Source organism: Phytobacter sp. V69, assembly GCF_965644215.1.
Taxonomy (GTDB): Bacteria; Pseudomonadota; Gammaproteobacteria; order Enterobacterales; family Enterobacteriaceae; genus Phytobacter.
In genome coordinates, this window is the sequence record NZ_CBFFRL010000132.1 from 1 (window position 1) to 13,706 (window position 13,706).

15 protein-coding genes are annotated in these 13,706 nt (G+C 55.5%); 7 read left to right on the top strand and 8 right to left on the bottom strand.

The features are described from left to right. The first annotated feature begins 88 nt into the window (after window positions 1–88). The 3 genes from ACSZPU_RS17345 to ACSZPU_RS17355 are packed head-to-tail and all read left to right on the top strand — an operon-like array spanning window position 89 to window position 2,908. Window positions 89–1,243: an ABC transporter permease gene (locus tag ACSZPU_RS17345; protein ID WP_499001275.1), complete on the top strand. Its 1,155-nt coding sequence runs from the start codon at window positions 89–91 to the stop codon at window positions 1,241–1,243. Then, window positions 1,240–2,187 (top strand): ABC transporter ATP-binding protein, encoded by a 948-nt coding sequence (locus ACSZPU_RS17350; RefSeq protein WP_499001278.1) that lies wholly within the window; start codon window positions 1,240–1,242, stop codon window positions 2,185–2,187. Before ACSZPU_RS17345 ends, ACSZPU_RS17350 begins: the two co-directional genes overlap by 4 nt. Continuing rightward, the gene (locus ACSZPU_RS17355) at window positions 2,171–2,908 is read left to right on the top strand and encodes an ABC transporter permease (RefSeq protein WP_499001280.1); all 738 of its coding nucleotides are present in this window, start codon (window positions 2,171–2,173) and stop codon (window positions 2,906–2,908) included. Before ACSZPU_RS17350 ends, ACSZPU_RS17355 begins: the two co-directional genes overlap by 17 nt. Here ACSZPU_RS17355 and ACSZPU_RS17360 read toward each other — a convergent pair. Together ACSZPU_RS17360 and mlrA are read right to left on the bottom strand one after the other, a co-directional pair. Further along, window positions 2,883–2,996, bottom strand: coding sequence for a protein YohO (locus tag ACSZPU_RS17360; protein WP_437887538.1), 114 nt, complete (start codon window positions 2,994–2,996; stop codon window positions 2,883–2,885). The two genes, ACSZPU_RS17355 and ACSZPU_RS17360, sit on opposite strands and share 26 nt — an antisense overlap. Before the next feature lie 58 nt (window positions 2,997–3,054). Continuing rightward, a complete protein-coding gene (mlrA, locus tag ACSZPU_RS17365) occupies window positions 3,055–3,786 on the bottom strand; it encodes an HTH-type transcriptional regulator MlrA (RefSeq protein WP_499001283.1) in 732 nt (243 codons plus the stop codon). Window positions 3,787–4,006: 220 nt separating this feature from the next. Between mlrA and ACSZPU_RS17370 the strand changes: the two genes are divergently transcribed. Genes ACSZPU_RS17370 through ACSZPU_RS17380 form a run of 3 tightly spaced genes read left to right on the top strand, consistent with a single transcriptional unit; the run spans window position 4,007 to window position 6,932 of the window. Further along, complete coding sequence (locus ACSZPU_RS17370) at window positions 4,007–5,695, top strand: LytS/YhcK type 5TM receptor domain-containing protein (RefSeq protein ID WP_499001284.1); 1,689 nt, start codon at window positions 4,007–4,009, stop codon at window positions 5,693–5,695. Next, a complete protein-coding gene (btsR, locus tag ACSZPU_RS17375; protein WP_499001286.1) occupies window positions 5,689–6,408 on the top strand; it encodes a two-component system response regulator BtsR in 720 nt (239 codons plus the stop codon). The genes ACSZPU_RS17370 and btsR overlap by 7 nt, the downstream gene beginning before the upstream one ends. A gap of 47 nt (window positions 6,409–6,455) precedes the next feature. Further along, window positions 6,456–6,932, top strand: coding sequence for a YehS family protein (locus ACSZPU_RS17380; RefSeq protein WP_499001289.1), 477 nt, complete (start codon window positions 6,456–6,458; stop codon window positions 6,930–6,932). Between the two features lie 41 nt (window positions 6,933–6,973). Here ACSZPU_RS17380 and ACSZPU_RS17385 read toward each other — a convergent pair whose 3' ends face one another. Together ACSZPU_RS17385 and metG are read right to left on the bottom strand one after the other, a co-directional pair. Further along, window positions 6,974–7,432 carry a YehR family lipoprotein gene (locus tag ACSZPU_RS17385; protein WP_499001292.1) on the bottom strand — a complete coding sequence of 153 codons (459 nt, stop codon included), beginning with the start codon at window positions 7,430–7,432 and terminating at the stop codon, window positions 6,974–6,976. An 85-nt stretch (window positions 7,433–7,517) separates the two neighbouring features. Next, complete coding sequence (gene metG, locus ACSZPU_RS17390) at window positions 7,518–9,548, bottom strand: methionine--tRNA ligase (RefSeq protein WP_499001295.1); 2,031 nt, start codon at window positions 9,546–9,548, stop codon at window positions 7,518–7,520. Between the two features lie 176 nt (window positions 9,549–9,724). Between metG and apbC the strand changes: the two genes are divergently transcribed. Next, complete coding sequence (gene apbC / locus ACSZPU_RS17395) at window positions 9,725–10,834, top strand: iron-sulfur cluster carrier protein ApbC (RefSeq protein WP_499001297.1); 1,110 nt, start codon at window positions 9,725–9,727, stop codon at window positions 10,832–10,834. Between the two features lie 17 nt (window positions 10,835–10,851). Here the strand turns inward: apbC and ACSZPU_RS17400 are convergent, their stop codons facing one another. The 4 genes from ACSZPU_RS17400 to ACSZPU_RS17415 form a co-directional block, all read right to left on the bottom strand. Beyond that, a complete protein-coding gene (locus tag ACSZPU_RS17400) occupies window positions 10,852–11,277 on the bottom strand; it encodes a GNAT family N-acetyltransferase (RefSeq protein ID WP_499001299.1) in 426 nt (141 codons plus the stop codon). A gap of 15 nt (window positions 11,278–11,292) precedes the next feature. Further along, window positions 11,293–11,625 (bottom strand): RcnB family protein, encoded by a 333-nt coding sequence (locus ACSZPU_RS17405; RefSeq protein WP_499001301.1) that lies wholly within the window; start codon window positions 11,623–11,625, stop codon window positions 11,293–11,295. Between the two features lie 214 nt (window positions 11,626–11,839). Next, a complete protein-coding gene (locus ACSZPU_RS17410; protein ID WP_499001303.1) occupies window positions 11,840–12,856 on the bottom strand; it encodes a zinc-binding alcohol dehydrogenase family protein in 1,017 nt (338 codons plus the stop codon). A gap of 124 nt (window positions 12,857–12,980) precedes the next feature. Further along, a complete protein-coding gene (locus tag ACSZPU_RS17415; protein ID WP_499001305.1) occupies window positions 12,981–13,604 on the bottom strand; it encodes a DeoR/GlpR family DNA-binding transcription regulator in 624 nt (207 codons plus the stop codon). Window positions 13,605–13,706: the final 102 nt, after the last annotated feature.

Genomic DNA, 13,706 nt, shown 5'->3' on the forward strand with positions numbered 1-13,706 from the left:
TATCGGTAGTTAACCCTTCCTCCTACACTCTCCACAATCATGTCCGAGCGTTGCACTTATTATCTGAATTCGCGCTGATTAAATAAACGTGGAGCGACGTTGTCATAACCGCGTGTTGTTGCTGCTGGCGTTACTGGCGCTGGCGGCAACGGCACTGCCCTTCGTGAATTATGCCCCTAATCGCCTGGTCTCCGGGGAAAGTCGTGCAATCTGGCAGGTCTGGCCCGAATTTGCCGCCTGGGGATTGCTTGCGCCCGCGCTGTTATTGCTGCTGAGTTTCCTTCCCGGACGCCTTGCGAACCTGGCCACGCTGCTGGTCGCCGAGGCATCCTTTTGCGTATTAGTCTGGTGCGCGGGCAGGGCGGCAAGCGATCTGGTGCAGTCAGGCAGTGCGCTCGCCCGCACCTCGCCCGGTAGCGGCTTGTGGCTGTGGCTGGCGCTGTCGTTACTGGCCAGCAGCGATGCCATTCGGCGATTCAGCGTCAATCCGGTCTGGCGCTGGTTGCTGCATGCGCAAATCTGGCTACTTCCCCTGTGGATGCTGCTGAGCGGGCAACTGGATACGCTTTCCTTGCTAAAAGAGTATGCCAACCGGCAGGTCGTCTTTAACGATGCGCTGGCGCAGCATCTGAAATTGCTGTTCGGTACGTTGCTGCCTGCACTGGTGCTGGGTGTGGGTATCGGGCTGTGGTGTTATCGTCATCCGGCGCGTCAGCATCCGGTGTTTACCTTACTGAATGTGATTCAGACCGTGCCTTCCGTGGCGCTGTTTGGCCTGTTGATTGCGCCGCTGGCCGGGCTGGTGGCGCAGTTCCCCTGGCTTGGAACACTCGGCGTAGCGGGAACCGGCATCACGCCTGCGCTGATTGCGCTTGTGCTCTATGCACTGCTGCCGCTGGTGCGTGGGGTGGTGGCCGGGTTAAATCAGGTGCCGGTGGATGTGCTGGAAAGCGCCAGGGGGATGGGCATGAGCGCCCGCCAGCGCTTTATACATGTGCGTCTGCCGCTGGCATTGCCCATCTTATTACGCAGCCTGCGGGTGGTGACGGTACAAACCGTGGGCATGGCGGTGATCGCGGCGTTGATTGGTGCAGGCGGCTTTGGCGCGCTGGTGTTTCAGGGGCTTTTAAGTAGCGCACTGGATCTGGTGCTCTTGGGTGTGATCCCGGTTATTGCCCTGGCCGTGGTCGTGGACGCACTCTTTGCGCTGGGTATCGCGCTGCTGGAGGTAAAACAGCCATGATTAAATTCAGGCATGTCAGCAAATCGTTCGCCGGGCAGCAGGCGGTGAGCGATCTGAATCTCGAGTGTAAAACCGGTGCGTTTTCCGTGCTGATTGGCACTTCGGGATCCGGAAAATCCACCACGCTGAAAATGATCAACCGTCTGGTGGAGCATGATGAAGGCACCATTTTATTTGCCGGAGAGGAGATCCGCAGCCTGCCGGTGCTGGAGCTGCGCCGCAGGATGGGCTACGCCATTCAGTCGATAGGCCTGTTCCCGCACTGGACGGTGGCCCAGAACATCGCCACGGTACTGCAATTACAAAAATGGTCGCGGGGCAAGATTGCCGCGCGGGTGGACGAACTGATGGCCCTGCTGGGGCTGGATGACAGCCTGCGCGACCGGTTTCCACACCAGCTTTCCGGTGGCCAGCAGCAGCGCGTCGGCGTGGCCCGCGCGCTGGCAGCGGACCCGGAAGTGTTGCTGATGGACGAGCCGTTTGGCGCGCTGGATCCGGTTACGCGTGGTGCCCTCCAGCAGGAGATGATCCGTATCCACCGTCTGCTAGGACGCACAATTGTGCTGGTCACCCATGATATCGACGAAGCGCTGCAACTGGCGGATCACCTGGTGTTGATGGACAGCGGGGCGATCGTGCAGCAGGGAACGCTGCTGGAGATGCTGACGCGCCCGGCAAACCCGTTTGTACGCGACTTTTTTGGCCGCAGCGAGCTGGGCGTGCGCCTGCTTTCACTGCGCCAGGTTAGCGCCTGGATGCGGGTGGGTGAAACGGCAGAAGGGGAACCGTTGCGTGACGACATGACACTGCGTGAAGCGCTATCGCAGTTTGTCGCCCGCCAGTGTGACGTGCTGCCGGTTGCCGATGCGCAGGGTGTGCCCTGCGGCACGCTGCATTTTCGCGACCTGCTCAGAACGGAGGCGCTGAGTGAGACATCTGCGTGACCCGCTGCTCTGGCTGATCGCTGTCTTTGTCGCGCTACTGGTGGCGATGCCTTACAGCGGAGCGCTCTTTAGCGCGCTGTTTCCCCAACTGCCGCGACCAGTGTATCAGCAGGAAAGCTTTGTTGCCCTGACGCTCGCCCATTTCTGGCTGGTGGGAGTATCGAGTCTGCTGGCGATTGTGATGGGACTGGGGGCTGGCATTTTAGTGACGCGCCCCTGGGGCCGAGAGTTTCGCCCGCTGGTCGAGAGCATTGCCGCCGTCGGCCAGACCTTCCCGCCCGTGGCGGTACTGGCTATTGCGGTACCGGTGATGGGATTTGGCCGCGAACCGGCCATTATTGCGCTGGTTCTCTATGGCGTACTGCCGATATTGCAGGGCACGCTGGCAGGGATTGCCGCGGTGCCGGAGAGCGTTCAAAGCGTGGCAAAAGGGATGGGAATGAGCAGCCTGCAGCGGCTTATCAAGGTTGAACTGCCGCTGGCCGCACCAGTGATTGTCGCCGGGATCCGCACGTCCGTTATTATCAACATTGGTACAGCGACCATTGCCTCTACGGTCGGGGCCAGCACGCTGGGCACGCCGATCATCATCGGCCTGAGCGGTTTTAATACGGCTTACGTGGTGCAGGGCGCCGTTCTGGTGGCGCTGGCCGCGATTATTGTTGACCGGGGGTTCGAGCGTCTCGCCCGGCTATTCAGCCAACACCGCCGCGAACAATAAAGGAATAGCCCGCGAGCATCACGCCGCTGATGCCACCGATCGCCATCAGCAGAAAAATTGCAATGACGGTAATTTTGGACAGGTTCATTTTTCGCTCCTTTGTTAAGAAAAGTATTATACGAGGAAGCGGGGCTGTTAATGAACCATTAAATGCCGAGGGGGAAAACGGCCAGTCCACTTTGCTGCCAGTCATGCATCTGTTTTTGCTGTGCTGACGAGGGGGCTTCACCGCACCAGACCAGCAGCGTCTGTCCCTCGAACATCTCGGGTCGCAGATAGCTTAGTGAATGAGCCAGTACGTCGACCCGCCAGCCCTGCTGGCTTGCCATCCAGCCCTCCAGCCACAGTCGCGGGGTGTCCTGCACATTCCAGCCAACGATCAGCGCATCACGGCCGTTTTTTTTACGCGCGGCATTCAGGCAGCCGCAAATATAGTTAATCAACACGCCATCGAGCAAGCTGAGCATCGCCATCAAGGCGGGCTGCTGGCATTGCAGTCGGCGGCGCAGGGGGATAATCAGGTGGGTAGCCAGAGTGTCTGCCGGGTAGTCGTGACCGCGCTCTTTGATCCACAGCCGCAGCCGTTGCAGGTTGCCGCTTTGCAGATACTGGAGCACCACTTCCTGCTGTGCGCGCCAGCCATTGCGTTCGCTTTCGGGTTCTTTGTTCAGCAGGGTCTGCACTTTGCTGACTTGCACACCCGTATCGATCCAACGCTTTATTTCGCGAATCCGGTCGATGTCGGCGTCGGTAAACAACCGGTGTCCGCCTTCCGTGCGCTGTGGTTTGAGCAATCCATAGCGTCGTTGCCATGCCCGTAACGTCACGGGATTGATATCGCATAACATCGCCACTTCACCAATTGTGTAAAGTGCCATGGTTTCACCTTTGCAAGAAATCCCCCACTTCAACTTTAGTCTTTTTTACCTGACCCAGGATAAATCGTTTGTTTTTTGTTCGAAATGTATCTCTTTCGTATCATCATGCGTTAAGGTTTGTGATAATGAGCACGAATTAACATTTTTTTGGAAACCTTCAAAGAATCTCTGCGCGACTCCATGTAAGGTACGCGCTTTCAGTCAGAGCGGTGCTGCGGGCATGTACGAATTCAATCTGGTTTTGCTGCTACTCCAGCAAATGTGTGTGTTTTTGGTTATCGCCTGGCTGATGAGCAAAACACGTCTTTTTATCCCACTGATGCAAGTCACGGTGCGCCTGCCGCACAAGCTACTCTGCTACGTCACTTTCTCGATTTTCTGCATCCTCGGCACCTATTTCGGTTTGCATATTGAAGACTCTATCGCCAACACGCGCGCAATTGGTGCGGTGATGGGGGGCCTGCTCGGCGGGCCGCTGGTCGGTGGGCTGGTTGGATTAACCGGCGGATTGCACCGCTACTCTATGGGCGGCATGACGGCGCTAAGCTGTATGATTTCTACTATTGTGGAAGGGCTGCTCGGTGGGCTGGTGCACAGCATATTGATTAAACGTGGCCGCACCGACCGGGTGTTTAATCCGCTCACCGCCGGGGCCATTACCTGCGTGGCGGAACTGACGCAGATGCTGATAATCCTGCTGATCGCCCGCCCCTATGACAGCGCGCTGCACCTGGTGCAAAGTATCGCGGCGCCGATGATGGTGACCAACACCGTGGGCGCGGCGCTGTTTATGCGTATCTTGCTCGACAAGCGCGCGATGTTTGAAAAATATACCTCGGCGTTTTCTGCCACCGCGCTCAAAGTGGCCGCGTCGACGGAAGGGATTTTGCGTCAGGGCTTCAACGAAGAAAACAGCATGAAGGTCGCCCAGGTCCTTTATAAAGAGCTGGATATTGGTGCGGTGGCCATTACCGATCGCGAAAAACTGCTGGCGTTTACCGGCGCGGGAGACGACCACCATCTGCCAGGGCGGCCCATTTCGTCCGGCTGGACGCAGAAGGCTATCGACAGCGGCGAAGTGGTCTATGCCGATGGTAACGAAGTGCCGTACCGTTGCTCGCTGCATCCTCAGTGCAAACTGGGTTCGACGCTGGTGATCCCACTGCGTGGGGAAAACCAGCGCGTGGTAGGCACCATCAAATTGTATGAAGCGAAAAACCGTCTGTTTAGCTCCATCAACCGCACGTTGGGTGAAGGGATCGCCCAGTTGCTGTCGGCGCAAATCCTTGCCGGACAATACGAGCGGCAAAAAGCGCTGCTGACCCAATCGGAAATCAAACTGCTGCATGCGCAGGTTAATCCCCACTTTTTGTTCAATGCCCTGAATACGCTGATGGCGGTGATTCGTCGCGACAGCGATCAGGCCGGATTGCTGGTGCAGTATCTGTCGACCTTCTTTCGTAAAAACCTCAAGCGCCCGTCGGAAATCGTCACCCTTGCCGATGAGATAGAGCATGTGAATGCCTATTTGCAGATCGAAAAAGCGCGTTTTCAGTCGCGGCTCCATGTGCAGTTGCACGTGCCGGACGCGCTTGCGCATCTGCATTTACCGGCCTTTACGCTGCAACCCATTGTGGAGAACGCCATTAAGCACGGCACATCGCAACTGCTCGGAGTGGGGGAGATAACCATCAATGCCAGCCAGGACGGTGATCATCTGGTGCTGGATATTGAAGATAATGCCGGGCTGTATCAGCCCAAAACAGATGCCAGCGGTTTAGGGATGAGTCTGGTAGATAAGCGCCTGCGCGCACGTTTTGGCGATGGATGCGGCATTTCGGTTGCCTGCGAGCCTGACATCTTTACCCGAATTACCCTACGACTCCCGCTGGAGGAAAGCGCATGTTAAAAGTGCTGATTGTTGATGATGAACCGTTGGCGCGGGAGAATCTGCGGATCTTACTGCAGGAAGAGAGCGACATTGAGATCGTGGGCGAATGCGCCAACGCGGTCGAAGGCATTGGTGCGGTGCATAAACTGCGCCCGGACGTGCTGTTTCTTGATATCCAGATGCCGCGCATTAGCGGGTTGGAGATGGTGGGCATGCTCGACCCGGAACACCGACCGTATGTGGTCTTTCTGACCGCCTTTGATGAATACGCGGTGAAGGCGTTTGAGGAACACGCGTTTGACTATCTGCTAAAACCGATTGAAGCGCGCCGCCTGGAGAAAACGCTCGTCCGGCTACGCCAGGAGCGCAATGTCCAGGATGTGTCGGTACTGCCGGAAAACCAGGCCTCGCTGAAATTTATTCCCTGTACCGGGCATAGCCGCATTTATCTGCTGCAGATGGATGAAGTTGCTTTCGTCAGCAGCCGCATGAGCGGTGTCTACGTCACCAGCCACGATGGCAAAGAGGGCTTCACCGAGCTGACCCTGCGCACGCTGGAAAGCCGTACGCCGCTGCTGCGCTGCCATCGACAATATCTGGTGAATATGGCGCACCTTAAAGAAATTCGCCTGGAAGATAACGGCCAGGCCGAATTGCTGCTGCGTGACGGGCAAACCGTGCCGGTGAGTCGCCGCTATCTTAAGAACCTAAAAGAAGCGCTGGGGTTGTAGCGTTTGATGGTAGACTGCGCGCTTACGATGATTTTTTCGAAGGCTTTATGCTCAATAACGATATCTTACGTAGCCTGCGCTACGCACTGAAAATGAATAACGGCGACCTTAAGCGTATTTTTGCGCTGGCGGACGCCCCGGTGAGCGACGAGCAGCTTGTCGGCTGGTTGCACAAAGAAGAAGAGGACGGCTTTCAGCGCTGCCCGGACATTATGATGTCGGTCTTCCTCAATGGTTTAATCTACGAGCGTCGCGGCAAAGATGAATCCCAGCCTGCGCTGGTGACCGAGCGTAAGATGACGAACAACATCACCCTTAAGAAATTACGCATCGCGTTTTCGCTGAAAACGGACGATATTCTGGCGATCCTCACCGAGCAGAAATTCCGCGTCTCCATGCCGGAAATCACCGCCATGATGAGAGCGACTGAGCACAAAAATTTCCGCGAATGCGGCGATCAGTTCCTGCGTTATTTCCTGCGTGGACTGGCGGTGCGTGAACACGCGAAGCCGGCTGCGAAGTAAAGACCCTGCCAGCGCACGAGAGCCGCGCGCTGGCATCTGTATCATTTCACTTCTTTAAAACCGTGTGCTTCCAGAAGCTGCTGTGATTTCGCCATGCTGACGCCATCTTTCACGTCACCGGTGAACGCGGCACCCTGCACCTGTTGTAGCGCGTCACGATCGACTTTGGTGTAATCGACGGTCAAGGTTTCCGTCGCGTAGGTATCCTGATAATCGATGCTTTCCGTCACGCCCTGAATCGCTTTGTATTTTTCGCTGATCGGCCCCAGACGCTGCATCGCCGCCTCTTTATTGGCTGCTCCCAGACTGGCGTACTGAATTTTATTCTTCGCCGTCTGACGTAACACCACGTCGTCTTTGTAGTAATAGGTCAGCGATATCTCGGTTTTGCCATCCGTCCAGTTAAACGTCTTACTCTCTTCTTTATCACCACAACCGCTGACGGCGAATAACACCAGAGTGGTCAGCACAACGGCGAGAAGTTTTTTAAAGATGTTCATAATGCCCCTTTTGTTGAAATGTCCTGTCCATTGAAGAATAGTGCAATAAAAAAAAAGCGCTGTTTTAACAGCGCCTTTCAGTGGCTTATTTAACCTGTTGCCCAGGCTGTGCGCCCTCATCCGGGCTCAGCAGGAAGATATCTTTCCCGCCAGGACCTGCGGCCATCACCATGCCTTCGGAGATACCGAAACGCATTTTGCGCGGCGCCAGGTTCGCGACCATCACCGTCAGGCGACCAATCAGCACCTGCGGGTCCGGGTAAGCGGAACGAATGCCGGAGAAGACATTGCGTTTCTGGCCGCCCAAATCCAGCGTCAGACGCAGCAGTTTGTCAGAGCCATCAACGAATTCTGCATTTTCGATCAGCGCCACGCGCAGGTCGATTTTGGCGAAATCGTCAAAGCTGATGGTCTCTGCAATCGGGTCATCGGCCAGCGGGCCAGTAACCGGTGCGGCAGCGGCTTTCACTTCTTCTTTCGATGCTTCAACTAGCGCATCAACCTGTTTCATCTCGATGCGGTTATACAGTGCCTTGAAGGTATTCACCTTGTGGCTCAGCAGCGGCTGTTCGATAGCATCCCATTCCAGCGGGGTGTTGAGGAAGCCTTCAACGCGTTCGCTCAGGGTCGGCAGAACCGGTTTCAGCCAGGTCATCAGCACGCGGAACAGGTTGATGCCCATGGAGCAAATCGCCTGCAGGTCCGCATCGCGGCCTTCCTGTTTCGCCACAACCCACGGTGCCTGCTCGTCAACATAACGGTTGGCCACGTCGGCCAGCGCCATGATTTCGCGAATCGCTTTACCGAATTCACGGCTTTCCCATGCTTCTGCAACTGTGGCAGAGGCATCGGTGAAGGTTTTATACAGTGCCGGATCCGCCAGTTCTGCCGCCAGCACTCCGTCGAAACGCTTGGCAATAAAGCCGGCACAACGGGATGCCAGGTTCACCACCTTGTTGACGATATCGGCGTTAACGCGCTGAACGAAATCTTCCAGGTTCAGGTCGATGTCGTCGATACGGGAAGAGAGCTTCGCTGCGTAGTAATAACGCAGGCTGTCCGCATCGAAGTGGTTCAGCCAGGTGCTGGCCTTAATGAAGGTGCCGCGCGATTTGGACATCTTCGCTCCGTTCACCGTCACGTAGCCGTGAACAAACAGGTTGGTTGGCTTGCGGAAGTTGCTGCCTTCCAGCATTGCTGGCCAGAACAGGCTGTGGAAATAGACGATGTCTTTACCGATAAAGTGATACAGCTCGGCGTCGGAGTCTTTTTTCCACCAGTCGTCAAAATTCAGGTCGCTGCGTTTATCGCACAGGTTTTTGAACGAGCCCATGTAGCCGATAGGCGCATCCAGCCAGACGTAGAAATATTTGCCCGGTGCGTTCGGGATTTCGAAACCGAAATAGGGCGCGTCGCGGGAGATATCCCACTGTTGCAGACCGGAATCGAACCACTCCTGCATTTTGTTCGCCACCTGCTCCTGCAGTGCGCCGCTACGGGTCCACGCCTGCAGCATTTCGCTAAATGAGGGCAGGTCAAAGAAGAAGTGTTCGGAGTCACGCATTTCAGGCGTAGTGCCGGACACCACGGATTTCGGCTCGATAAGCTCAGTCGGGCTGTAGGTCGCGCCGCACACTTCACAGTTATCGCCGTACTGATCCGGAGACTTACATTTCGGGCAGGTGCCTTTCACAAAACGATCCGGCAGGAACATGCCTTTTTCCGGATCGTAAAGCTGAGAGATGGTGCGGTTTTTAATAAAACCGTTCTCTTTCAGGCGCGTGTAAATCAGCTCCGACAGCTCGCGGTTCTCTTCGCTGTGCGTGGAGTGGTAGTTGTCATAGCTGATGTCAAAGCCAGCGAAATCCGTCTGGTGTTCCTGACTCATGTCACCAATCATCTGCTCCGGGGTGATGCCCAGTTGCTGCGCTTTGAGCATAATCGGCGTGCCGTGAGCATCGTCCGCGCAGATGAAGTTGACATTGTGGCCGCGCATTCGCTGGTAACGGACCCAGACATCAGCCTGGATGTGCTCCAGCATATGGCCGAGGTGGATTGAGCCGTTGGCGTACGGCAGTGCGCACGTTACCAGAATTTTCTTCGCGACTTGAGTCATAGTGGGTATTACTTCTTCTTTAGTAAAAAGGGGTTTTGATGTTACCTGAAAGGGAAAAGTTGTGCCATAAAAGCCCGCCCCGTATTGGGCACTATTGAGAAATGAAAAATGGGTGACAGTGGAGTAAACTTGAACCTTAACAATGTCTTTTTAGTACAACATAACAAGGAGTCGGGATGAACTCTCAATCCCAGGCCAAATCCCCGGAAGCCTTGCGTGCGCTCGTCGCCGGAACGCTGGCCAATTTTCAGCACCCAACCCTCAAGCATAATCTTACCGCGCTTAAGGCGGTTCATCATGTTGCCTGGCTGGATGACACCGTGCATATCGAACTGGTGATGCCGTTTGTCTGGCGCAGTGCGTTTGAAGAGTTGAAAGAGCAATGCAGTGCCGAGTTATTGCGACTGACGGGTGCGCGAGCGATCGACTGGAAGCTCTCCCACAGCGTTGCCACCCTGAAACGGGTGAAAAACCAGCCTGGTGTGAACGGTGTGAAGAACATCATTGCCGTCAGCTCAGGTAAAGGCGGGGTGGGGAAATCCTCCACCGCGGTGAACCTGGCGCTGGCACTGGCGGCGGAAGGAGCGAAGGTCGGTATCCTTGATGCGGATATCTACGGCCCGTCGATCCCGATGATGCTGGGCGCGGAAGGCGAGCGTCCGACCTCGCCGGATGGCACCCACATGGCACCGATCATGGCGCACGGCCTTGCCACCAACTCCATTGGCTATCTGGTGACTGACGACAACGCCATGGTCTGGCGCGGCCCGATGGCCAGCAAGGCGCTGCTACAACTACTGCAGGAGTCAATGTGGCCGGATCTCGATTATCTGGTGCTCGATATGCCGCCAGGTACCGGTGACATCCAGCTGACGTTGGCGCAGAACATTCCGGTGACCGGGGCGGTGGTGGTCACCACGCCGCAGGATATCGCGCTGATTGACGCCAAAAAAGGCATCGTGATGTTCGAGAAAGTGGAAGTACCGGTGCTGGGTATCGTGGAAAACATGAGCATGCATATTTGCAGCAACTGTGGTCATCACGAGCCGATTTTCGGTACCGGTGGGGCAGAGAAACTGGCCGAGCAGTACCACACGCAATTGCTGGGGCAGCTGCCGTTGCACATCAGCCTGCGTGAAGATCTCGACCGTGGCGAACCGACGGTGGTGAGCCGTCCGGACAGCGAGTTTACCGGTTTGTATCGCAAGCTGGCGGGGCGCGTTGCGGCGCAGCTCTACTGGCAGGGTGAAGTCATTCCGGGTGATATCGCGTTTCGCGCGGTATAAGTCAAGAAGGCTGCCCGTCAGGGCAGCCGATAATGCATGAGCAGATAATCCCCGTCCGGCGATGTGCCTTCCGCTTCGACATGCCAGCCATGGTGCTGATAAAACGCCAGCGCGTGGCGATTTTGCACCAGACATTTCAGTGAGCCTGTACTGGTAAATTCAGACTGCACTTTTTTCAGCAGCGCGCTGCCGACCCCTTTGCCTTGCGCATCCGGGTCAACAAACAGGCTATGCAGAAAATTGTCGTTCACGTACACGGCGGCAAAGCCCAGCCGGTGTCCATCGTCCTCCGCCACCCAGATGATTTCATCAAGAGTGACGGCATCAAAGTCTTCCAGTTGCCAGTCGCGGCCGTCCAGCCATGTCCAGTTTGCTCTGCGGGAACGCAGAAACAACGTACGCAGAAAAGGACGGTCGCTCTCTTGCCAGGGACGAATGATCAATACGGTTTCCTGAAATTAACGGTGGTAGAAGATATCGCCATTATAGGCTTTCAAAATTTTACCGTCGGCATCAGTGATAAGCACGTAGTTCCCACCCATGTAAGTCCAGTGGCTGCCCTGATCCGGCGCAGGCAGGTTTCGCAGATTCCACTGCTTAATGTTGTACTCTTCGCTACGGTACATTTCCGGCACCGTATCGCCGATATTGAATTTAGTGAAATCGGCAACGAAATCCTTCACTTCATAAGACTGGGTTCCACCGGTAATCGCCGGGGTTTGCGGTGCAGCAAAAGTCGTACTGGCCGTTGCCAACAGTGTTCCCAGAAGCAACATTTTTGTTTTACCCATAATCTCTCCAGGTGTCTTGGGTTTTTTCATTTCGCGGGGCTTATCATCGACTACCGTCCGGCGACGCTGCAACCGCGAAAATGTTATGAAAATAATGCTTTGGTAAAAAGTGTAAGCAAAAGACGTGACCAGCAGGAGAAGCGGACCGCTTTTTTTGCTATCCGCTTGAGCATGAACATGTTTTTGAGATAAATCCTGGCGTAGTTACAGCGCCTTAGCCGGCAGAGAAACCTTCCAGCACAATTTTGCCGACCGCGCGGTGCGTTTCAAGCAACTGGTGCGCTTTACGCAGGTTTTGTGCATTGATGGCCCCAAAGTGTTCCCCCAGCGTGGTTTTGATAACCCCATCGTCGATGAGCGTGGCAACACGAGTCAGTAAGCGATGCTGCTCAATAATATCGGCGGTGGTGAACATTGAGCGGGTGAACATAAATTCCCAGTGCAGCGAAATGCTTTTCACTTTTAAGGGCAGAGCGTCGAGGGATTGCGGATCGTCAATTAGTGCCAGTTTCCCCTGCGGCTGTAGCGCATTGATCAACTGCTGATAGTGCTGCTCCGTGTTGTTGAGGCTGGCAACATGGCTTACCTGCTTAATGCCGATACGCGCGAGCTCTTCGGTTAACGGCTTCGTGTGGTCGATAACATGATGCGCCCCCAGTTCGCTGACCCACTGCTGGCTTTGTGGACGGGATGCGGTACCAATCACGGTCAGACGAGTCAACTTACGCGCCAGTTGGGTCAGGATCGAACCGACGCCACCTGCGGCACCGACAATCAGCAGCGTGTCGCCTTCGTTGCCGTTCTCACTGACGCCTAAACGGTCAAACAGCATTTCCCAGGCGGTAATGGCGGTCAGCGGCAGGGCGGCGGCAGAGGCGAAATCCAGCGAAGCAGGCTTATGGGCGGCAATGCGCTCATCCACCAGTTGAAACTCGCTGTTGCTGCCAGGGCGGGTCAGTGCGCCAGCGTACCAGACTTCGTCACCGGGTTTAAACAGGGTGACTTTGTTGCCGACGGCGGTGACAACACCGGTCGCGTCCCAGCCCAGCACGCGAGGTTTATCGGCGCTAAAGCCCGCGCGCACCTTGGTGTCCACCGGGTTAACGGAAATGGCTTTCACCGCCACCAGCAGATCGTGGCCTGCGGCTTGTGGTGTCGGTAATTCAATGTCGGTTAAAAAATCAATGTTGTTGCCGTTCTGCGCGGCCTGGGTAATGGCGATGGCTTTCATAAACACTCCGTGATGTCGATAGTCGTCAGTGGGATGTGTTTATGCTAGTTCGCCCGGGTAGAGATGAAAAACCCAGGCAAGAGGGGAGGACTTATCCTGCAGGAGTGAAAATGGCAACGCGGTATTAGCGTGACGCAGGGGTGTCTTCACCGACCACCACCAGCTCAACATCATTTTCTTCAATCAATTTGAGGATGTTCTTCGGCGGCGTTTTATCGGTAATGATGAGGTCGATATCAGACCAGCGGCAGGACTGGTACATCGCCTGGGTATTGAATTTGGTAAACGACGTCATGCAGATGACTTTTTTGGCCTGCTTTGCCATCGCCATTTTTTGCAGCGCGTCCAGTTCGGTATCGGTGGTGATGCCGGCCTCTGACAGCGCGCTGACGCCAATAAAAGCCTTATCCGCCTGATAGTTCTTTATTTGTTCAATGGTGGTATTACCAAGGATGGCGTGGGAATAATCGTCGAATGACCCGCCGAGGATGGAAATATTCACCCCGTTTTTGCCCATTAATTCGCTTAACACTTCGATTGAATTGGTAATGATGCTAACCGACGTGGGAATTTCGCGTGCCAGCGCGGCAGAGGTTGTTCCGGCATCAATAAAGATGATCTCTTTTTCATTGATTGTTGTTGCCGCATAGGTCGACAGCAGGGTCTTATCGGCGCTGAATTGTGCACGCTGCACATAGGGTAACGCCACGTGCGCTTCGGCCAGAATCGCGCCGCCGCGTATTCTCATAATATGCGGGAGTTGCGTTAATTTAACTAAGGAAGGTGCGATTTAATCGGTGGGGTTCAGTGGAGTCCTTAGCTGTATTAGCCTTACCTTAGCTGAGCTGTA